Origin of the sequence: Williamsia sp. 1138 (genome assembly GCF_002095435.2) — a bacterium.
In the GTDB taxonomy this organism is placed as follows: Bacteria; Actinomycetota; Actinomycetes; order Mycobacteriales; family Mycobacteriaceae; genus Williamsia.
Window position 1 is genome coordinate 103,193 of the sequence record NZ_MJEJ02000052.1, and the last position, 21,292, is coordinate 124,484.

At 64.3% G+C, this 21,292-nt stretch carries 20 protein-coding genes; 6 read left to right on the forward strand and 14 right to left on the reverse strand.

The window, feature by feature from the left end:
• Nucleotides 1-82 precede the first annotated feature (82 nt).
• From BH683_RS23985 to BH683_RS24005, 5 genes are all read right to left on the reverse strand, one after another.
• Entirely contained in the window at nucleotides 83-1,630 is a 1,548-nt protein-coding gene (locus tag BH683_RS23985; protein WP_084838804.1) for a cation acetate symporter, read from the reverse strand.
• Nucleotides 1,627-1,923, reverse strand: a complete 297-nt coding sequence (locus BH683_RS23990; protein ID WP_084838805.1) for a DUF485 domain-containing protein — start codon at nucleotides 1,921-1,923, stop codon at nucleotides 1,627-1,629. The genes BH683_RS23985 and BH683_RS23990 overlap by 4 nt, the downstream gene beginning before the upstream one ends.
• 221 nt (nucleotides 1,924-2,144) lie before the next feature.
• Nucleotides 2,145-2,990, reverse strand: coding sequence for a class I SAM-dependent methyltransferase (locus BH683_RS23995; protein WP_084838806.1), 846 nt, complete (start codon nucleotides 2,988-2,990; stop codon nucleotides 2,145-2,147).
• Between the two features lie 105 nt (nucleotides 2,991-3,095).
• Complete coding sequence (locus tag BH683_RS24000) at nucleotides 3,096-5,105, reverse strand: oligopeptide transporter, OPT family (RefSeq protein ID WP_084838807.1); 2,010 nt, start codon at nucleotides 5,103-5,105, stop codon at nucleotides 3,096-3,098.
• A 176-nt stretch (nucleotides 5,106-5,281) separates the two neighbouring features.
• Nucleotides 5,282-5,509, reverse strand: a complete 228-nt coding sequence (locus tag BH683_RS24005) for a hypothetical protein (RefSeq protein WP_084838808.1) — start codon at nucleotides 5,507-5,509, stop codon at nucleotides 5,282-5,284.
• A 173-nt stretch (nucleotides 5,510-5,682) separates the two neighbouring features.
• Between BH683_RS24005 and BH683_RS24010 the strand changes: the two genes are divergently transcribed.
• The 6 genes from BH683_RS24010 (at nucleotide 5,683) to BH683_RS24035 (ending at nucleotide 10,780) form a co-directional block, all read left to right on the forward strand.
• Nucleotides 5,683-6,303: a TetR family transcriptional regulator gene (locus tag BH683_RS24010; protein ID WP_084838809.1), complete on the forward strand. Its 621-nt coding sequence runs from the start codon at nucleotides 5,683-5,685 to the stop codon at nucleotides 6,301-6,303.
• The gene (locus BH683_RS24015; RefSeq protein ID WP_084838810.1) at nucleotides 6,300-7,907 is read left to right on the forward strand and encodes a carboxylesterase family protein; all 1,608 of its coding nucleotides are present in this window, start codon (nucleotides 6,300-6,302) and stop codon (nucleotides 7,905-7,907) included. The genes BH683_RS24010 and BH683_RS24015 overlap by 4 nt, the downstream gene beginning before the upstream one ends.
• 52 nt (nucleotides 7,908-7,959) lie before the next feature.
• Complete coding sequence (locus BH683_RS24020) at nucleotides 7,960-8,301, forward strand: DUF4190 domain-containing protein (RefSeq protein WP_168187112.1); 342 nt, start codon at nucleotides 7,960-7,962, stop codon at nucleotides 8,299-8,301.
• A 54-nt stretch (nucleotides 8,302-8,355) separates the two neighbouring features.
• On the forward strand, nucleotides 8,356-9,063 hold the full coding sequence (locus BH683_RS24025; protein WP_084838812.1) for a hypothetical protein: 708 nt from the start codon (nucleotides 8,356-8,358) through the stop codon (nucleotides 9,061-9,063).
• Nucleotides 9,064-9,224: 161 nt separating this feature from the next.
• Entirely contained in the window at nucleotides 9,225-10,349 is a 1,125-nt protein-coding gene (locus tag BH683_RS24030; RefSeq protein WP_246833563.1) for a CapA family protein, read from the forward strand.
• 167 nt (nucleotides 10,350-10,516) lie between these two features.
• Entirely contained in the window at nucleotides 10,517-10,780 is a 264-nt protein-coding gene (locus BH683_RS24035) for a LuxR C-terminal-related transcriptional regulator (RefSeq protein WP_084838814.1), read from the forward strand.
• 4 nt (nucleotides 10,781-10,784) lie between these two features.
• Here BH683_RS24035 and BH683_RS24040 read toward each other — a convergent pair whose 3' ends face one another.
• The 9 genes from BH683_RS24040 to BH683_RS24080 all read right to left on the reverse strand — a co-directional run bounded on the left by BH683_RS24040 (nucleotide 10,785) and on the right by BH683_RS24080 (nucleotide 21,140).
• On the reverse strand, nucleotides 10,785-12,239 hold the full coding sequence (locus BH683_RS24040; RefSeq protein WP_143696123.1) for a glycosyltransferase family 39 protein: 1,455 nt from the start codon (nucleotides 12,237-12,239) through the stop codon (nucleotides 10,785-10,787).
• Nucleotides 12,240-12,447: 208 nt separating this feature from the next.
• Nucleotides 12,448-13,203 (reverse strand): SDR family NAD(P)-dependent oxidoreductase, encoded by a 756-nt coding sequence (locus tag BH683_RS24045; protein WP_084838816.1) that lies wholly within the window; start codon nucleotides 13,201-13,203, stop codon nucleotides 12,448-12,450.
• Between the two features lie 38 nt (nucleotides 13,204-13,241).
• Nucleotides 13,242-14,528, reverse strand: a complete 1,287-nt coding sequence (locus BH683_RS24050) for an acyl-CoA dehydrogenase family protein (protein WP_084838817.1) — start codon at nucleotides 14,526-14,528, stop codon at nucleotides 13,242-13,244.
• Nucleotides 14,529-14,568: 40 nt separating this feature from the next.
• The gene (locus BH683_RS24055; protein ID WP_084838818.1) at nucleotides 14,569-15,627 is read right to left on the reverse strand and encodes a phosphotransferase family protein; all 1,059 of its coding nucleotides are present in this window, start codon (nucleotides 15,625-15,627) and stop codon (nucleotides 14,569-14,571) included.
• A gap of 169 nt (nucleotides 15,628-15,796) precedes the next feature.
• Nucleotides 15,797-17,686 carry a GAF domain-containing protein gene (locus BH683_RS24060; protein ID WP_084838978.1) on the reverse strand — a complete coding sequence of 630 codons (1,890 nt, stop codon included), beginning with the start codon at nucleotides 17,684-17,686 and terminating at the stop codon, nucleotides 15,797-15,799.
• A gap of 46 nt (nucleotides 17,687-17,732) precedes the next feature.
• Nucleotides 17,733-18,998: a bifunctional 3,4-dihydroxy-2-butanone-4-phosphate synthase/GTP cyclohydrolase II gene (locus BH683_RS24065; RefSeq protein ID WP_084838979.1), complete on the reverse strand. Its 1,266-nt coding sequence runs from the start codon at nucleotides 18,996-18,998 to the stop codon at nucleotides 17,733-17,735.
• Nucleotides 18,995-19,450 (reverse strand): flavin reductase family protein, encoded by a 456-nt coding sequence (locus tag BH683_RS24070; RefSeq protein ID WP_084838980.1) that lies wholly within the window; start codon nucleotides 19,448-19,450, stop codon nucleotides 18,995-18,997. The genes BH683_RS24065 and BH683_RS24070 overlap by 4 nt, the downstream gene beginning before the upstream one ends.
• A 129-nt stretch (nucleotides 19,451-19,579) precedes the next feature.
• Nucleotides 19,580-20,671: an LLM class flavin-dependent oxidoreductase gene (locus BH683_RS24075; protein WP_084838819.1), complete on the reverse strand. Its 1,092-nt coding sequence runs from the start codon at nucleotides 20,669-20,671 to the stop codon at nucleotides 19,580-19,582.
• Nucleotides 20,672-20,717: 46 nt separating this feature from the next.
• Entirely contained in the window at nucleotides 20,718-21,140 is a 423-nt protein-coding gene (locus BH683_RS24080; RefSeq protein ID WP_084838820.1) for a nuclear transport factor 2 family protein, read from the reverse strand.
• Nucleotides 21,141-21,292: the final 152 nt, after the last annotated feature.

A 21,292-nucleotide genomic window follows, 5' to 3' on the forward strand; every position in this document is an offset into this window, starting at 1 on the left:
TGAGCACAGCAGAAAGCGCCTCCCGGGCACCGAACGTGGTGTTCGATGCCCGGGAGGCGCCGGGTATTCGTCAGTTGCTGCCTCAGCTGCGAGTGGCAGCACCACCGACTTTCTCCGCGGCCCGGCCGGTCAGCGCGGTGATGCGCATCGCGTCGAACGTCTCCTCGGCCTCGGCGGCGGCACCGCCGCGCGGCGATGTCATCAAGGCGACCACGATCGAGATGAGTAGGGCCACAGGGGCAGCGACGAGCGCGGGATTCGAGAAGCCCAGTGGCGCATCATCACCGTGTATGGCGGGGCTCGCGAGAATGATCGCGAGGGACAGCGTGAGGCCGGCAACGATCCCGGCGATCACAGCCTGCGCGGTCATCCGGCGCCAGTACATGGTCAGCAACAGCGACGGCAGGTTGGCGCACGCGGCAATGGACATGCCGAGTGAGGCCAGGAACGCCACGTTCTGCTTTTCTGCCGCCAGGGCGATGACCACACCGATCGCACAGGTCAGCACGGTCGCGACGCGGGCGGCGCGATGCTGTCCAACCTCCGATACCTTCCCCTTTCGAAACACCTGACCGTAGAGGTCGTGTGCGATAGCGCCGGACGTCGCGATGACCAGGCCCGACAACGCGGCCAGGATGGTCACGAAGGCAACCGCCGCCACGAAGGCCAACAGCAAAGAGCCACCCAAGGATTCGGCAAGTTGGGCCACCGCAAGGTTTCCGCCCTTGTTCTCCTGTGCGATCTCCTTCTGTCCGACGATGTACGCAGCTCCGTAACCCAGGACCGGGATCATGAGGTAGAAGCCGAAAAACACCCAGATGGCTGTGTATGCCGACGACCGGGCCTGCTTGGAGTCGGGAACCGTCAGGAAGCGGATCATGACGTGCGGCAACCCCAGCACACCGAACACCAGCCCGACGATCTGCGACAGCTGATCGAAGGAGGCAAGGTCCGAGGTGCGGTTCGGCCCGACGAAGGACTCACCGAACTCAGAGAGGGCAGTGGAGAACGGCCCGAAGAGATTGAAGTCGTATTTGATGAGCACAAGGACGAAGAGGACCACCGCACAGACGATCAGCAGCACGGTCTTGATGATCTGGATCCAGCTGGTGGCCAGCATTCCACCGACCATTGTGTAGGTGGTGGTCAGCACGCCGATGATCAGTACCGCCACCCAGTATTTGAGGTCGAACAGGAGCGAGACGATCAGCGCGGCCCCGACGAGTTGGGCTACCAGGTATACAACGCTGATGACGACGGTGCTGGTGGCCATCGCGGTTCGCACCGGCGAGCCGGTGAAACGTGTTGCCAGCACATCGGCGAGAGTGAACCGTCCCAGGTTACGAAGTGGTTCGGCGACGATCAGCATGGCGAGCAGGAACGCAATGGGTACGAAGACCGCAAGGTAGAAGCCGTTGAACCCGGTCAGGGCGATGGCGCCGGTGACACCGAGAAACGATGCCGCCGAGATGAAGTCGCCCGCGATCGCGACGCCGTTCTGACGGCCGGTCAGTCGCCCTCCGGCAACGTAGTGGTCGGCGGCCGTCTTGTTTTTCTTGGCCGCCCACCACGTGATGAAGAGCGTGACCACGACAAGCGATGCGAACAGGATTGCTGAGGAAAGAGTCATCGGTCGCGTCCCCCTGTGACCACAGCGTCCAGCCGACGGTCGAAGTCACTGGCCCAAGTCGAATACCAGCGCGCACCCGCGATGGCGACGACAAACTGGGCGAAGGCGTACACCCACGCCACGGTGACGCCCTGGAAGAGGACTCCGTCGAGCAATGAGGTGAAGCCACCGAGGATCGGTAACGGTAAAAAGAAGGCGAGCACGGCGGCGCTCATGCCGAGCGTCAGTCTCGTTCGCTCGCGGCTGAGAGCATAGAGAGCAGTGACGTCCGGTCCTTCGTTGAGTGCGGTCATCGGCGTACCCCCGTTTCGGGTACTTGTGGTCTCGTGGCGTCGGCTGCAGGCATGGACTACTCCAAAGGTTGGTACGCAGGGCGTACAGGCAAATCGGGCTGCGTACACCATCGTTGAACCTCTGGATCGGCAGGACAATCGGGAATTCCCTTACCGACGCAGTTCTGACTGTCGGGGCGCGACAATTCGCCCCGCCGACTACCCTCTGATTCGGCGCTCGGTCAGGCCTGGGCGCTGAACAGCCAGCACGCGGCGGGGTAGCGCGCGTCGGGTCCGTCGGCGAACGCCGTGAGAGTCTTTGACACCTGGTCGAGCACGCGCGATCGGGTCGTCTCGTCGAGCAGTGGCAGCTGAACTCCCACTCGACCGAACGTCGTGATGTATCGCAGCATGTCGTCGGTGGGCAGGCTGAGTTCGACGTCGAGCGGTTCGACGGTGATGTCCCGCCAGCCGCCTGCTTCGAGGATGGGCGTGACGAGTTCAGGGTCGGCGAAGGCGAACTGACCAGGTGTCGTGGGAACACTCGGCGGCCGCGGCGGTAGGTCCGGCAACAGAGACGCAGTCGCGCGTTCGGCGGCCACCATTACGTCGCTGGCGCCGGGTGTGCGCCACACGATCATTCGCAGGTGTGCGCTCCTCGCGCAGGCCTGATGCAGGTTGCGGAACGCCGCGACCGGATCGCTGAAGAACATCACCCCGAAACGGGAGATGACGGTGTCGAACTGCGCATCTGAGAACTGATGGGTCTGGACGTCGGCGGCGACGAAGTTCGCAGACACACCTTCGGCGGCTGCACGGGCACGCGCCACGGCGATCATCGGTTCGGAGATGTCGACGCCGACCGCTGTGCCGGTGGCGGCCCGGCTCACCGCCAAGGTCGTGCTGCCCGTGCCACATCCGACGTCAAGAACCCGGCTTCCGGACACGTCGGTCACATAGCCGACCAGCAGATCCTCGAACGGCCGATACAAGCGATCGAGCAGATCCTGATTCTCGATCCACGCCCGCCCCGACGGACCGTTCCAGCGCGTCGCCTGCTCGGCGGCGATCTGCTCGCTCTGATCCATAGGCACTTCCTGTGGTCGAATCTGCTCCACTTCTGGCAATCCGCTCCACGTTCAGTGTGCTGGAAGCGGAGCAGATTCCTGGAAGTGGAGCAGATTGAGGCTCAGCTACGACTTGGTCAGGTCCGCCGGTTCGTCCTCGACCGGCCGGCTCGCGATCTGCTGGGTCTTCTTGTACAGCCAAGCGACAAGGAGGACGAAGAGGATGACGCCCAGATATTCGGAGGTCTTCAAGAAGTTGTCGCCGACGATCGCCAGCGGACTGTCGTCGCTGGTCGCCGCGACAATGCCGGCGAACACCACCCCGAACAAGCTCTCGCCGACGATCAAACCGGTCGCGAGCAGGACGCCCATGCGTTTCTTGCGTTCGACATCGCCGCCGGACTTGTCGGCCCACTTGTTGTAGGCCAGGCCCACGACCGAGCCGATGGCGATCATCAAAACCAGGGAGATCGGCAGATACATACCCATTCCGACAGCTAACGGGGGTAGCCGGAACTTGCCTGTGCGGGTGAGTATCTCGTCGATCACGATGACCGCGACACCGATCAGGGCGCCGATCCCGATGAGGTTCCAGTCGAGGTCGCCGCCGAAGACACCTTTGGCCAGCGATGAGATCAGGGCTGCCTGAGGTGCGGCCAACGCGTCGTCGGTGGCGCCGGGGGCTCCGACGAAGCCGAAGGCGGTCTGCATGAGCTGCAGGATCGGCGGGATGACCGCGGACCCGAAGATGACGCCGATGATCAACGCCACCTGCTGTTTCCACGGTGTGGCGCCGACGAGTTGGCCGGTCTTGAGGTCTTGCAGGTTGTCGTTGGAGATGGTCGCGACACCGAAGATCACTGCGGACACGAACAGTGTGAATGCGATCAGGGCGGTGTTCTGGGCGTCGTCGGCGTCGCCGTAGACCATCTTGATCAGCAGCGCGGCGATGATGACCACGAGGATGCCAACACCGGAGATCGGGCTGTTGGACGAACCGATGAGGCCGGCCATGTAGCCACAGACCGCCGCGACGACCAGGCCGATCACGAACACCAGGATGATGCTGACGGCGATGATGCCGGTCGCTGTGCCGTGCAACGCGGTGTCGTGGACGAAGTCCCAGAGCAGTAGGCCGATGGGGATGAGTGCGACAACGATCACGAGGCCGACGTACTGGATCGGGATGTCCTGCTCGGTGATGTCGACCGATTTCCCGCCCTTACGCGCACGGGCGGACACCATGGCGTTCTTGATGCCCTTGATGATCGGGCCGATGATCTTGAGAAGGGTCCAGATCGCCGCGACAGCGATCGCACCGGCGCCGACGAAGCGGACATCGGAGGAGAAGATGCTGCTGACCCCGTCGAGGAGGTCTTCTCCGGCGGGCAACGCACCGTTGGTCTGGATGGGCAGGATGATGCCGTACGAGATGATCAGGCCGACGAACATCGCGATACCGACCGTGATGCCGACCAGGTGTCCGACACCGATCAGCGCCATCGACAGGCTCGCGCCCCACATCGTTCCGCCCGCACCGACCTTGATGGCACCGGCGAGCGAGTTGCTGATCACCTTCAGGGCCGCGAGCAGTGAGTAGGCCGCGGCGACGACGGAGCCGATCAAGATGATCCGCAGGCCGCCCTTGTTCTCGTTGGCGCCTGCGGTCGTGTCGCCGACGCGCAGGACCTCTGCGGCCGCGACACCTTCGGGGTAGGGCAGATCAGATCCCGTCACCAGCGCTCGGCGCAGGGGGATCGAGTACATGACGCCGAGGATGCCGCCGATGGCGCAGACGGCGACGGTGATCCAGTAGGGGAAACCGGTCCACCAGCCGACCATGATCAGGCCGGGGAGCACGAAGATGATGGCCGAGAGCGTGCCTGCCGCGGACGCGATGGTCTGGACGATGTTGTTCTCGACGATCGAGTGGTTCTTGAAGTACCGCAGGATGCTCATCGAGATGACCGCAGCGGGAATGGCGGTGGCGAACGTCAGACCGACTTTGAGGCCGAGGTACACGTTTGCTGCGGTGAAGACCAGGGTTATCAACCCGCCGAGGATGACCCCTCGCACGGTCAGCTCCCGCAGACCGGGTGCCCTCTTCTCCACCTTGACCGAGCCGTCTGTAGTCATTGCGGTAACCCCTCACCCCGAACGGGACTCGTGCCTGGCGCCGTCGGGATCCGGCGGTTGTTGACTTCGATTACTTTAGGACCGACCCGTCACACCGCGCATCAATTCGACCCGCTGGCCGTGTCGAAGCAGGTGAAATCGGACATTTCTGTGTGCGAAGCCAACTTACGGCGGGATCAATGCGGATTGTGGGTGCTGCTCAAGATCGCGACGACCACCCCGGCGATGACCAAGACCGTGACGAGCACAGCCATGATGACGGCCAGGCGGCGTCGGTGCTTGGCCGCGGCATTGATGCCCACGCCGATACCTACCAGGATCGCCGCGGAATACAGCGAGATCCCGAGGGTGAGCGCCTCCGGCGAGATGTCCAGGCCGGCAGCGAGAGGCGTGGGTGTGGTCATGAGGCCAGTAGATCATTGTGGCCGTTGTGGGCCGGAGCACGCTGTATCCGGCCCCAGATCGGTCCGACGACTACTCGTTGCTTGCGCCGACCTCGCTGCGGGAACCGGCTACTAACGTCCCGAATTTCTGACACCCCTGGGAAATTTTAGTCGCAGTTGCTAAACTGTTCTGCATGCCCAGTGCGAAAGCCTCGCGGCCCACCCCCACATTCATTCAGACTGCCCGGCGCGCGCAGTTGATCGAGTGCGCGATCGAGGTCATTGCCGAGGTGGGCGTCGAGAAGGCGAGTTTGGTCGCCATCGCTGAGCGTGCCGGAATCAGCAGAGGCGTGATCTCCTACCATTTCGACTCCCGCGCAGCGCTTCTGGACAGCATCGTCGCCGAGGTGTACCAACTGGGCGCCACGGCCATGGCGGACCGTGTGGCCGACGCACCGTCGCCACGGGCCGCGCTGGCGGCGTTCATCACCGGGAGTGTGCAGTTCTACGCGGCCTACCCACGCCAGATGGCCGCGTTGTCAGCAATTTTCGCGTCGGGACACGTGCCTGAGGCGCTCGCACGCGACAGCCGGGTGGAGCACGCGGCAGAGATGCTGGAGGTCGACACCATCTTGGCTGATGGACAGGCCCGAAGCGACTTCCGCGAGTTCGACACCCGCGTCATGACGATGACCATTCGAGCCGCACTCGACGCAGCGTTGCAACGTATCCGCGCCGGAGACGACCCGAAGCAGTTGGGCTCGGAATTGGCGACCACGTTCGACATCGCAACCCGGGCGGGAGGCCCATCATGACCGTTCGCAGCCCGATCACCCCATTCACATTGCTGGTGGCGGCGCTGGCGCTGATCGTGACCGGATGTGGCACGTCGCAGGTCGACAACTCCGACGCCCCGCTCGAGGTGGGCACCACGTCCGGCGAGCTGCAGGGTTCGGCGACCGAGACCACCCGCGAGTTTCTCGGTGTCCGCTACGCGCAACCGCCGACGGGCGACCGCAGATGGACGTTGCCGCAACCTGTTTCAACGCCAGACGAGCAGGTGGACGCAACGAAGGTCGGATCCCGGTGCGCGCAGCAGGCCGTTCAGCCCGGCGCTGCGTCGTCGACGGAGGAAGATTGCCTGTTCCTCAATGTCACCACCCCACGCGCGCACTCCGAGAAGCCACTGCCGGTGCTGGTCTGGTGGCACGGCGGCGGATTCACCCACGACGCGGGCTCGGACTACGACCCGACCAGGATCGCTGCCGAGGGCAACGTCATCGTGGTGACGGTGAACTACCGGCTCGGCATGTTCGGCTACCTCGGTCTGCCGGGCCTGGAGGGGTCGGGAAACTTCGGATTTGCCGACCAAATCGCTTCCCTGCGTTGGGTCGATGACAACGCCGCAGCATTCGGCGGTGACCCCGACAACGTGACCGTCTTCGGTCAATCTGCCGGCGGAATGTCCACGTGTGCTGTGCTCAGCTCACCTGCGGCGACTGGACTCGTCGACAAAGCCGCGATCATGTCGGGAGCCTGTGGGCTGCGCTGGCCGAACGGTGTCCTCTTCCCGGGTGTCCCGGAGCAAACCCCGTACACATCTCTCGCCGCCAGCGAGAATAACGGCGCCGACGTCGCGACCGGATTGGGTTGCGTCGGTGCAGATCAGATCGATTGCCTGCGTAGGCTTCCCGCTGATCGGCTGGTGCCGCTGGGGGAGAACTTCTCGAATGTGCTTGCGTACGGAACCGATCTGTTGCCCACAGATCCGGACAAGGCAGCCCGCGACGGTGACACGACGCCGATTCCGGTGATGATCGGGTCGACCCGTGTTGAGCAGCGATCATTCGTGGGAGCAGCGATGCTGGTCGATCCTGCGTCTGTCACCGCCGACTCCTATCCGACGTTGCTGTCCGACGCGTTCGGTCCCTCCGCGACGCGAATCGCCGAACGATATCCGTTGGTGGATTACCCCTCTGCAGGCGTCGCCTGGTCCACGGTGACCACCGATGCCGCTTGGTCCTGTCCCACCGCCCGCACCGCACGAGAGCTGGCGAAGACCGCGCCGGTGTACACATACGAGTTTGCCGACCCGACTGCCCCGAACGTCAACGGGATCACACTGCCCGACCTTCCGCAGGAGGCCGCGCACGCCACCGACCTGCCGTACCTGTTCAATCTGAACGGCCAGGACCTGCTCCGCACACCTGCACAGCACCAGTTGTCGAGCACGATGATCGACTATCTCGCAGGTTTCGCCCGGACCGGCACGCCGTCGAGTGATGGTTCGCCGACGTGGCAGGAGACCACCGGCACCGAGACTCCGGTGATGCGATTCGAAGAGAGCGGTGCACGCGTCGCCGGCTCAGGCAGCGACCACCACTGCGACCTGTGGGACGCGGTCGCGATGGTGAGATAGGCGGGGCGTTCGACAACAGTCCGCGGCGGCCATGCTGGCTATCGTGGATGACATGAACCCACCATCGAACGACCCCGGACAGCGTGGTCGGGGTCCACAGCGCCCGGAAACGGGGCCGATGAGCGGGCTGACGCTCTCTGCGATGGTCGCGAGCATCATCTTCGGGCCACTGGGCATCGTTCTCGGACACATGGCCCTGCGGCAGATCAAGAAGACCGGCGAAGAGGGGCGCGGAGTGGCACTGGCCGCGACGGTGATCGGTTACATCATGACTGCCGCGGGCATTCTCAGCATCGTGGTCGCACTCACGTTCTGGAACTCGCTCGACGATTACGACGCCCCGGCGAACGGGTCGACTCCGGCGTCAGAGTCCTGTGTCGGAGGCGCGCGCTAGCCTCCTGCGTGAGTTGCCCATGGGGAGTGGGCGGCCAACTTCATAGGGGGAAACATGTCAGCAGGGGTGGACGTACGGGTCGACGCGCTGGGGAGCGCCTTGCACTCGGACTTGGGGGATCATGCACTCTGGTTCAGGCCGCGCCGTTATCCGGATTCATTGGCACTGAGCATCATCGACGCGATCTTCTCGACCGGCGCGCGGTATGCGACTGTCGAGAACATCCTCGATCGATACATTGCCTACCGCGACGGGCAGGGTGGTGACGTCGCCGTCGATGGCGCACCCGAACTGCTCACCACGTTCGCGGAGGTGGGAAGTCCGGGGGCCTGGGCGCAGGACATCGGCAATCGCCGGCCTACGTCCACCACACCCGGTGCGCCGCTCAAGGCGGAAGCTGTCAAAGAAGCCGCGACCAGACTGCTCGCGGCGGGTATCTCGACGGCGGAAGACTTTCGGAGTGCAGCAGATTCGGACGCGCTCCAGGTGGTGCGGTCCGTGTGGCGGGAAGTGCCCGGCCAGCGGTCGGGCTTCACGTGGGCCTACCTTCAGCTGCTGGTCGGCATTCCGGCGTTGAGGGTGGACGGTGTCGTCGCGACGTACATCGCGCGGGTCCTTGATGTTTCGGTGGACGACGTCGACGGAGATCTGGTGTCGGGGTTGATCGCGGAGGTAGCGCGCCGTAACGAGTGGGACGAGCGAGAGATTCCGATGGCGATCTGGCGAGCCGAGCAAAGGGCCAGGAGTAGCGGTAGTCGCTGAGCCCGGGCTTCATCTCGCCGAGAGAGGGGTGACTGGCCGGGCGTCCTCGACGTCATAGAGATGCCCGGCCGGTGTCTCGGTAAAACCTGCGCTCGTCGTACAAAGATATGAACCTTCAAATCGAATGGGCATCAACGTCATTCCTGGCCCACAATGTCGAGGTGCCTACGACGTCCAAGAAACCTGATTCGGCGAGAAGACTGTTCGTCACCGTGATCGCCATCGCAGGCGTGGCAGTCACAGCGTCCTGTGGTGGCGCGGCCGCTGAGAATCCTGCCGCGTCGAGTTCTCGCGAAGTACCCTCGACCCCGGCGGTTCCCGTGCCGCAGGAGATCGTGCTCACGTTCGTCGGTGACAACATCCTCGGCACCGACGCCAACTTCGGGGCGGCGACGAGTCTGCCGACGCTGTGGGCCGAGAGTGGCAACGACCCCGCCTACTTCTTCCAGAACACCAAGAGTCTGTTCGCCTCCGACGATCTGACGGTCGCGAACCTCGAGGTCGCGTTCACGACGTCGTCGGACAAGATCGACAAGGGGCCGGGGGAGGTCTACCACTTCAAAGGTGATCCGGCCTTGGTGGGCACCCTCACCGCCGGCGACATCGAAGCTGTGACGGTGAGCAACAACCACACCGGCGACTTCGGGCAGCAAGGCTTCGACGACACCATCGCCACGTTGGAGGGCGCCGACATCGACTATTTCGGAGAAGGTTTCACATACCTCACGACGCTGAAGGGGCTCACGATCGGCTTCGTCGGCTACCAGGCCTGGACGGATTCGGATGAATTGCGCGCCGAGATCGCACAGGACTTCGCCGACCTCCGCGCGCAGGGCGCTGACGCGATCGTCCCGTACTTTCACTGGGGCATCGAATCGACGCCCGAACCCTACGATGTGCAAACCGCGCTGGCGCACTTCGCCATCGACTCCGGCGCAGCAATGGTCATCGGCAGCCACCCGCACGTCATCCAATCCATGGAGGTCTACAACGGAAAGCTGATCGCGTACTCGCTGGCGAACTTCGCGTTCGGCGGGAACAGCAACCCGACCGACAAGCGCACCTTCATCTTGCAGACGCGGTTGCACACCCTAGGTAACCAGGTGAACAGCGTCGATTTCAGAGCGATACCGACCCGGATATCGCGCGCAGAGAGCTTCAATGACTACGTCCCCACGCCGTACCTGTCGCCCGAAAAGGAAGAGGTGCTCGGCTACCTGAACAGCCTGTCCCCGACCTTTGGCGGTCGTATCGCGACCGAGTTCGGCCCGGTCGCCGGAGGGTGATCGTCGAGCAAAACCGTTGCTTCGCAGGATATTCGGTTGCTAGTGCTAACGATGACCCCAGTGCTGGTGGCTTTGCGCGTTTCAGTTGGTGAGTGTCCGATTCCGCCGTTAAAGTTCCTTTGACGGGCAGTTAGCAGAAACTGCCGGCGAATGTAGATCGGACCCGCATGTACACCATGAACCCGGCCCCTGTTGTTGTCGCACCTGTTCCGACCCTGAGTGCCCGCGAAATCGAAGTTCTCCGAGCCTGGTTCACCTGTGACTCGAAAAACGAAGCGGCCCGGGCATTGTTCATCACTGCTGCGACGGTCAACACGCACATTGCGCGAATCCGTGACAAGTACGACGCTGTAGGCCGGCCAGGCGCCACGAAGTCGGCGCTGCTGGCCCGCGCACTGCAAGACGGGCTCATCACCGTAGAGGAGCTGTAGTCCGTCAGCGGACGGACTTGTTGAGCTGGCTGTAGTTGAACTGCCACCGCTCGACGATTCGGAAGCCCAGAGCGCTGGGCACCCCGAACGCGGGCGATGCGGCGAACTGTGCACCGGGGTCGAGGGCGGATCCCCGCTCGTGGTCCGGGACAGCGGGATTCTTGCCCGCAATCGTCCACAGCACATCGCAGTCGGCGATCCGATCGACCACGCGGTCCGGTGGCAGGCTGCGGTCCCACAGGAAGTTGGGGACGGTGGCGGGTTCGCGGAGCCCGACGTCGACGAGGTTCTCGAACGCCTCAGGTCGGGACGCCGGCAGCGCACGAATCGGCCGCGGCCGCCACCGGACGGTCTCGTCGAGCAGGAAGCAGTCGCCAGGGGACGACTGTGCGGCGATGGTGTCGGCGACCTGGCTGTAGTCCGCGCCGAACTTGGCGTAGTCGCCGCGCTGGTGGACGTAGTTCGGTAGGACCGCGACGGCGAAGACAATCAGCACCACCTCGATGCGAACAAGCGACCGGGCGGCGACCTGAACGGTGCACACCCCGAGCAGCAAAGCCATCGCCGGAGCAGTGAACGTCAGGTACCGGTCGACGTAAATCACTTTGACGAACACCGAATACAGCAGCATCCCCGCGGTCGGGACGATGATCCATGCTGCAGCGACGGCGACGGTCCGCCAGAAACCGGTGATGGCGGGCTTGCGGAGCAAGAGGACGACGATCACGCCGGCGATCACTGCGACGGCGCAACCCACCGCCCACACCGCGGTCTCGAAGTACTGGCCCTGGACAACGGTGAAGAGCACTCGCTTGTCGAGCGGCCGGATCCAGTTGATCTGGTCGGCCTTCGACCTCATGAACTGGATGTACGGCAGTAGCACGGCCAGCGCCGCACCGGTTGCCAGAGCCCACGACAGGACAACCGGGCGCGGCGCGCGGATGATGCCGATCACGCACAGGTAGACGCACACCATCAGGAGCAGGTGGATGTTGACCAGAATCGCGAGCATCACGCCGACCGCGTACAGCGCCCAGAACCCGACTTTCCGCCGCTCGACCGCCACGAGCAGTGCGACGGTCGCCCACACCGCGACCGCGGCGGCCAGCGCGTATGGCCGCGCCTCGATTGCTGCCCACGTGACTCTGGGAAGGGCGGCGAAGAACAGTCCGGCGGTGATCCCAACCGCACGGGACGAGAGTTTCTTTCCGAGCACCACGACGCCGGCCGCACCCACACCGACCGCGAGCAGGCTCGGGACACGAGCCCAGAACTCGGTGGACGGGAAGATCGAGAACCAGCCGTGCATGAGCAGGTAGTAGAGGGAGTGGGCGGAGTCGTGCTGCGACACCAGCTCGAAGAGTTCGCGGGTCGATCGCGTCGAGGCCGCAATCGTGGCGGCTTCATCGAACCAAAACGACGGTCGTCCGGCGCCGATGACGCTGACCACGAACGCCACGACACCGATGATCGCGGGGTCGGTGCCGCGCGGCAGGGTGCGACGTCGGGCGGTGGCCTCCGGCGCGATCGTCGTCGTCAGTGGATCGTCCTTGGTTCGGTCGAATGGCTGTAGAGAACCTATCGGACCACAACTTGCTCCAGTTGTATGAAAATGCTCCGCCTCCAGTGCGCTGGAAGCGGAGCATGTCACTGCAGGTGGAGCAGATTCAAAAGTTGCCCTTGGCGGCCCAGCCGCCGTCGACCGGGTAGATCTCACCGGTGAGGAAGTCGCCTTCCCGCATCAGGTAGGCCACCATCGATGCGATCTCGGACGGCAGCCCGAGACGCTTGACGATGTGCGCGTTGGCGTTGGCCTGCCGCATCTCCTCGGTGATGTCGGCGAGGATCGGGGTGTCGATGGTGCCGGGCGCGATCGCGTTGATCAGGACGTTGTGCGGTCCGTACTCGTAGGCGGCCTGTTTGGTGAGTCCGACGACCCCGCCCTTGGCTGCCGAGTACGACGCGAGGTTGGGTAGTCCGCGCAACGCGGCCATCGACGAGATGTTGACGATGCGGCCGCCACCATCTTCGATCATCCCGGGAATGACGGCCTGCATGCCGAGCCAGACGCCTTTGAGGTCGGTGTTGATCACCACGTCCCAAGCGTCCTCGGTGAGCCCGACGACGGAGTCCTCGCTGATCATGTTGACCACACCGGCGACGTTGGCGAGTCGCTGGACAGGCTTGCCGTGTTCGGCTTTGAGGTCGGCGACCACGGCCGCCCAGTTCTCGGCCTCGCGGACGTCGAGGTGCACCGCCTGGATCGAGCCACCGGCACCGGAGACCTCTTTGACTGTGACGTCGCAGTCCTGAATATCGGCGGCGACGACGTGGGCGCCATCGGAGGCGAGTTTTTTCGCGGTGGCCTGGCCGATGCCCTGTGCGGCCCCGGTGACGATGGCGAGTGTTCCGTCGAGCGACATGATTGAACTCCTTTGTTCGAAACGTGTTGTCGGATGGATCAGGCGATCTCGGCGAGCAGATCGGCGAACTTTTCGTGGGCTGCGGCGCGGCGGGTGGGGATGTGCTGGCTCGGTACGTTGCCGGCGGGCGGTGAGTAGGCCTTCAGGTAGGCCTTGGCGACGCTGTCGCGGTGCACTTCGTCAGGTCCGTCGTAGAGTCGTGCAGCCCGGGCAGCCCGGTACATCGACTCCAACGGGAGATCGGAGCTGAAGCCGAGAGACCCGTGGATCTGGATGGCACGATCGATGACGTCGTGCAACACCTTGCCGCCATAGAACTTGATCAGCGCGATGTCTTTGCGAGCCTTGGCGGTTCCTTCTTCGTCGATGACCCACGCCGCATGCAGGGTCATGAGTTTGAGTGCCTGGATCTCGGCGGCGGAGTCTGCGATCCAGTTGCGAATGGTCTGCTTCTCACCCAGCACCGAGCCCTGCGCGTACCGGTAGGTCGCCCGCTCGCAGAGCATGTCGAAGGCGCGTTGTGACTGGCCGATCCATCGCATGCAGTGGTGAATACGGCCGGGACCCAAGCGCTTTTGTGCGATGAGAAATCCGTCGCCGATGTTGCCCAGGAGAGCGTCGGCGTCTACACGGACGTTCTCGAGCGTGACCTCGCAATGCGATCCGTAGGTGTTGGGCCTCGGTGCGGTGTTCTCCATGGACGCGATGTCGCGGACCACCACGAGGCCCGGGGCGTCGATGGGCACGATGAATTGCGAGGTCCGGCGGTGCCGCTCGGCATCGGGGTCGGTGACGGCGACGACGATGATGAAGTCAGACGTCGAGGCATTGCTGATGAACCACTTGTGGCCGTTGAGGATCCAGCCGTCGCCGTCGGCCACTGCACTGGTCGCGAGGTTGGTCGGATCGGCGCCGGCATTGTCGAGTTCGGTCAGCGCGAATGCCGAGTAGAACTCGCCCGACAGCAGCGGTTCGAGCCACTTCTTCTTCTGGACGTCGGTACCTACCGCGGCGAGGATCTCGCAATTGCCGGAATCGGGCGCCTGGCACCCGAATACCAGCGGACCCAGCGTCGACGACCCGAGAATCTCGTGCATCAGTCCCAATTTGACCTGGCCATAGCCCTGGCCGCCGAGCTCTGGATCGAGATGTGCGGCCCACAGATCCTGATCTTTGACCTCCTGCTGCAGCGGCGCGATGGCCTTGCGCAGTTGATCCCAGTCGAGGCCCAGTGTTTCGAGTGGCCAGATCTCTTCGCGGACGAACTCGCCCATCCAGTCGAGTTTCTTCTGGAACTCCGGCTCAGTTGAAAAATCCCATGACATAGGGTTGTTCACTCCATTCGGTGATCGAGGGTCGTGGTGATCACGCCCGGGCGATGAACGCTCCGGCGCGATCGAACAGCTTGATGGCATAGCCGTGCAGGCGATCACCTACATCGTGTGGTGCTTTGCCTGCGCAGGCCCGGGCGTAAGTGCCTTCGAGGATGAGGCCGAGTTTGAAGCAGGCGATCACCGAGTACCAGGTGATCGCAGAGAGATCGCGGGACGACGTCTGCGCGTAGCGGGCGATCAGCTCCTCTCGTGAGGGCAACCCGCCCGCGGCACCTAGGGCACTGTCGAGGAGGTCCGGCTCGCCGGGCCCATCGGTCCACACCGCCAGCAATGCGCCGAGGTCGAGGAGAGGGTCGCCGATGGTGGCCATCTCCCAGTCGACGATGGCCGCGATGCGCGGTGCATCCGGCGCGTACATGACGTTGGCGATGTGGTAATCACCGTGCAGGACACCGGGTGTGAAGTCGGCGGGGCAGTGGCGTTGCAGCCAGCCGGCGACGGTGTCAAGGTTGGTGAACGGTGGCCCGGGGTAGCCGGGGGTGCTCGCGTAGCGCTCCAGTTCTCCGAGCCACCGAGGTACCTGGCGTTCGAGGAAGCCGTCCGGGCGCCCGAAGTCGGACAGGCCTGCGGCCTGGTGGTCGACCTCGCCGAGCGTTGCAAGTGCGTCGACGAGCGCCAGTCCCATCGCATGTCTGCCGGCGGGCTCCGCTGTATAGGCCGCCGGCAGCGACACTGCGGCGTTGTATCCGTCGACCGGCTCCATCAGGTAGAAGACCGCGCCGAGGACATCGGTGTCGGTGCATCCTGCCACCAGACGCGGGTGGGGAACAGCAGTCGACGAGAGCGCGCCGAGGAGTTCGATCTCGCGGGTGATGACTTTGTTCGACTGTGGGCGCAGATGCTGCGGGCCTCGCCGAAGCACGTACGAGCGGTCGCCGCGGCTGAAGGCGATCATGATGTTCTGAGTGCCGCCGCCCAACGCCTGCGCATCCAGGATGTCGCCGCCGGGAAGGCCGTGGGTATCCATCCAGTCGCTGACGGCGCCGAGGTCCACGGCCATATCGGTGGTCGGCGTCGACGGTGTACCCATGTGTGCCACGTTATTGCGGGTCGTTGCCGGTCAACAGGCCTCCGCCGCGAGCCATTGTGGTTTTCCCCAAAGCGCCCCTGCGATCGTCCGGTTCAGGGGTGGCCGAGGGCAATATGCCCTTGGGCCCACCTCAGACGGACGATCTCAGGGGCGATAGAGCTGACGGGAGCTACTCACCGGCCAGATCCAGCACCTGAAAGGCCATCCGTGCCGACAGCAGACTGTCCAGACTCGTCGGATCCTTCTGGGTGATCTCTTTGATCTTCCCGAGCCGGTATCGGATGGTGTTCTCGTGGACGCCCAGCGCAACGGCCGTGGCTTGCGCTTTGCCCTCCGCGGCGACGAAGGCCCGCCACGTCTCGAGCAGGGCGCCGTCGTCGTGGTCCCGGACCGCACGGACGAAGGTGTGCGCGAAGTGGACCGCCTCCTTCACGTGACCGCTGCTGATGACCACTCGGAACAGTCCTAGTTCGTCGAGAGTCAGGATGCGGCCATGCCAATCGAACGACCGCGCAATGGAACCGATCTCGCGTAGTTCGCGGTGCGCGTGCGGATAGTCGACGGACGTGTGGCAGGCGCTGGAGATGATGGTGGCGCCCAGGGCGAGCTGTCCACTCAACCGGTCGCGGACGGCGGTGACCTGTTGGCGGAGCGCCTCGATCTCGGCGTTGTCCCCAGTGGCCAGGGGAATGAGGACGATGACGGCGCCGGGAAGGCGTACCGCAGGCGGCGCGGGGATCTCCAGCACCTCCCGGAACGTACGGGTCACCAGGTTCTGAGTGGCCGACGCGGACAGCGTCCCGGGTGCGTCGTCGACCGAGAAGCGAACCAGCACGTGGGGGATGGACAGGTCGATGCCGAATTGGGGTCCGCGCCGGACCAGGTGTTCCTTGTCGCGGCTGTTGCGCAGCAGGTCGGAGAGGTAGTCGTCGCGGGCCTGCCCCTCCGTTTCGATCTGCCGCCGTTCCGAGAGCATCTGCAGCGCCAGCACCATGGCGCCGCGCTCGGCGATGTTCGCGTCGATGGGTTCGAGACTGCGTCCCACCTCGACGATCCCGAGGAATCCGCTGGGTTTTCCTTCGATCACCATGCGGCACAGCAGATGCCGACGACCCAAGCCCACGGCCAGACTTGCCGGGACCACCGCTGATGGCGTCGACACGCTCAACTCGCTCAAGGTCTGGCGCACGGACGCCATTGACCGCACCTTCTCCGTCAGCACCGGGGGCGCGTCGAACGCCAGGGCCGGCGGTGCGGCCCAGGTCAAGACTTCGAAGCTGTTGTTGTACAACACGACCGGCTTCGCCGACAGCTCGCTGAGGAGCCGGACGACGGTGGTGATGTCGGCGCCTTCGAGCACGGCGCTCGTCAGTTTGTGGTGGACGTCGCCGAGGTAGGCCAGCGTCGCATTGTTGCGGGCGATCTCGGCGGCCTGACCGCGGAGCCGCGCGTTGAGCATCGCCTGGCTGATGAACAGTGCACTCAACTTCGCGAAGAGTCGTGCGACCTCGATATCCTCGTCGGTGTAGCGATGTTCGCGTCCGCGGGTGTCGACGAAGATCAGGCCGATGACCTCGTCGTCGAAGATCAGCGGGACCCCGAGCATCGCGCGGACGTCCCAGTGGGCCATCGTCCGGTGATGGGGTCGGGGATCGTTCAGCGCGTCGTGGATCACGACGGGTTGCTTGGTGGAGATGACTTCCTGGCTGAAGAGGTCGTCGGCGAAACCCGATTCCTGCCGTTTGACGGCCTCACTGATGTTGCCGGTCTCTTCGCAGTACCCGGCAGCGCCGCGGTACTTGCCGCCGGCGTGGCGCAGGTACAGCGAGCACCGGGTCACGCCCATCAGCTGGCACAACTTTTGGCCGACCAGGCAGAGCAGATCCTCGAGTTTGGCGTCGGTGATGGCCTCGGTGGTGATCTCGCTGAACGCCGCGATGACCTCGCGCTCCCGCGTCGACGTCGAGTCGGCAAGCGTCGCCGCGGCCTGTGGAGACAGGCCGTCGCGACGGTCCTCGTCGTCGAGGGTCGCCGTACTCGCGGTTCGCTCTACGGTCATCTCCGCCATTCGCATCGGCCGGCTATGCTCCAGATCACACTACCGGCTATCTGTTGAGGCTCTCAAGTTTCCCGGGTTCGGCTTCCGGTGTTTCGATACCGAATAACTCATGGCCCATCCGGTCGCGCTTGGTGCGCAGGTAGCGGAGGTTCTGCTCGGTGGGCTGCGCGGGGAGACCGACGCGATCGACGATCTCCAACGGGTACCCATCGAGGCCGCCGTACTTGGCCGGATTGTTGGTGATCAGGCGCAGGCGCCGGATGCCGAGGTCGGCGAGGATGTGAGCGCCGACGCCGTAGTTGCGGGAGTCGACCGGCAGGCCCTGCGCGAGGTTCGCCTCGATGGTGTCCAGACCATCTTCTTGCAGCGCGTACGCCCGGATCTTGTGGGCGAGTCCGATGCCGCGGCCCTCGTGTCCACGCAGGTAGACCACGGCTCCGACGCCTTCGGCGGCGATGGCGGCCATGGCCTGCTCGAACTGTTCGCCGCAGTCGCAGCGCAGCGACCCGATGATGTCGCCGGTGAGACATTCGCTGTGCACCCGGACCAGCGCACCGGCCTCGGTCGCGCCCGCCTCGGCGACGTCGCCCATGACGAGGGCGAGGTGTTCTGTCCCGTCCACCACCGAGCGATACGCCACCGCTCGGAACTCTCCGAACAGTGTCGGCATGGCGGAGGTGGCGATGCGCTCGACCATCGATTCGGTGGCGTTGCGATGGCGGACGAGGTCGGCGATCTCGAGCACCGGAAGATCATGCTCGGCGGCGAAACGCATCAGCGCCTCGCCGCGCATCATGCTGCCGTCGTCGGCGACCAGTTCGCTGATCACCCCCACATCACCGGCACCGGCCAGACTGACCAGGTCGACTGCGGCCTCGGTGTGGCCGGCGCGGGTCAACACTCCGCCGGCACGAGCTTGCAAGGGAAAGAGGTGTCCCGGTCTGCGCAGCTCCTCGGGGGAGGTCGCGTCGTCGGCGAGAGCCCGGACCGTGCGGGTCCGGTCGTGAGCCGAGACGCCGGTGCTGACACCCATGTGGTCGACGCTGACAGTGAACGCGGTGCCGTGGGAATCGGTGTTGTGCTGCACCATCTGGGGCAGCTGCAACCGCGCGGCGCGCTCGGCGGACATCGGCACGCAGACGATGCCGGTGGTGTGGCGCACCATGAACGCCATCTGCTCGGCGGTGATCGTTGAGGCGCAAGCGATCAGGTCGCCTTCGTTCTCACGGTCGGCGTCGTCGATGACGACGATCATCCGGCCCTCGGCCAGGGCGGCAACCGCGTGCGCGACAGCTTCGCTCGGCGTCCTCATCGCGCGCACACCTCCAGGGCGCGGTGGGTGCCGAAGGCCCGATCGTGGTAGGTCAGTGGGGGAGCGGTGTTCGACTCGGACGCGAGCACCGAACCAAGGACCACGATGTGGTCACCGCCTTCGACGAGAGTCGAGACCGAGCAGGCCAAGAATCCTGAGACGTCGGGCAGCCGTGGCACGTCCGACGAGACCTGCCAGTCGACACCCGAGAACTTGTCGGAACCTTTGCGGGCGAACGTCATCGCCAGCTCGGATTGGTTGTGGGCCAGGATGTTCATCCCGAATCGCCCGCTGTCTCGGACGATGGCCAGCAGGTCGGAGCCGCGGTCCAGCGATACGAGCACCATCGGCGGATCCATCGAAAGGGACGCGAACGCACTCACGGTGGTTCCGTGGGGCCGGGTGCCGTCGAGTGAGGTGATCACCGACACCGGCGTACACACCCGGGACATCACGTCGCGGAACTGGGCGGCTACGGATTCGTGGCTGGTATTCACTGGCGACCTCTTCGCGGGTGGGGACGAACAGTTGGTGAACGGTGACGCCAGGGGATGGCTCGCTCCCTGGCGTCACCGCAGTCTCTAGACTCCGGCGGTCGCAGGAGCTTTCATCTTGTGGAGTTCGGGAACAACTTTCTCGCCGAACAGCTTCAGGCTCGATTCGGCCGTCTCGAACGGAATGCCACCGAAGGAGAAGGCGGCGTTCGGCAGGAAGTCGCCGATCAGTTCGTGGCGATGCGCGTACTTCTCGACGCACTGCTCCGGTGTGCCGTAGATGTTGGCCTCGACGTACGCGTTGGCGGCGTTCTCCATGCCGGCTTCGCGGATCATGTCGGCGCCGGCCTGATAGGTCTCGTAACCGGGGGTCTCGCGCCAGTGCTTGCCCGCGAAGTCGTAGTGCTTGATGACCGACAGGAAGTAACGGTTGATGTGCTCGTAGGCCAGGCGACGGGCCTCTTCTTCGTCCTCGTGGCAGATCACGAAGTCCTGGATCACGGCGGGGCCGGGCTCGCGGCCCTGGGCCGCTCGGAACAGATCCTTCCAGCCGTTGATCGCTTCAGCATGCTTCTCGAAGGGGAACTGCATGAAGGTCATCATCTGTACGCCTAGATCGGCGACGATGGGCACCGAGTCCGGCGACATGGCCGCGGCGAAAAGCCTGCCGTCCCAGTTGTTGTCGGGTCCGGGCGCGGGGCGCACGGCGGTGGGGATCTGCGGATACATCGGGCCGTCGCTTTCGACGATGCCGGTGCGCAGGCCTCGCATGACCACTTCGGCGGACTCGTTGAAGCGTGCACGGGCCTCTTCCATCGGAATGCCGAAGGCCTCGTATTCCATCTTGGCCAGGCCGCGACCCATGCCGAGAAGCACACGCCCACCGGACATCTGGTCGAGCATGATGACCTTCTCGACCACGCGCAGCGGGTTGTTCCAGGGCAGGATCACCGCACCCAGGCCGAGCTTGATGCGAGAGGTCTGGCCCGCGAGGTAGGACATGATCTGCATGTTGTCCGGGCACATCGAGTAATCGTCGAAGTGGTGCTCGGCCGACCAGACCGAGTCGAATCCATGCTTTTCGGCAAGGAGACCGAGACCCAGATCGTGGGTGAACACCTCCTGGTCGGTGGCGTTGGCGTGGTAATTCTGGAAGACGAGAAGGACTCCACATTCCATGGTGAAAACTCCTGAATCAGTTGTGAGTTGGTTGTTGTGGTCGGGGTCAGCCGAGAAAGACTGCGCGGGTGTGTTCGGTGTCGAGGAACTCCTTGATGGATTCGATCTCACCGTTCTTGATGACGAAGACGAAGTGGTAGAGGTTGTTGTAGGTGCGGCCGTTCTCCAGTTCGGCGTACGACTCGGTCTCGACGGCAACCCGCTCGCCTTCTGCGGTCCACGCCAACGGCTTGAGCGCAATCGCACCGTTCTTGGACGTCGACGACAAGCTGCTGAGCATCTCGCCGAACTCCTGCTTGTTCTTCGATCCGGAGATGCCGTCGATGGTGCCTGCCACCCACCAGGTGGCGGTCGGCGAGAGGAAGCTCAGAATCTTGTCGACGTCACCGGCGGAGAAGACCTTCATGAACTCGGCGACGAGCTCCTTGTTCTTCTCCTCGATGCTGACGGTGGTGGCGGTGGTGCTCACTGGCAGACTCCTCGAATCTAGACTCGGCTACCGAATACGTTGTGTCCGGTGCGATTTGGGATAACTGTTCGTTGCACCCTCACGTTAACGGCCCTGTGGTCCCGGTCACTATCGGTGATTTCCGTGCCATTGTGGGTTGCCACAACGCCCGG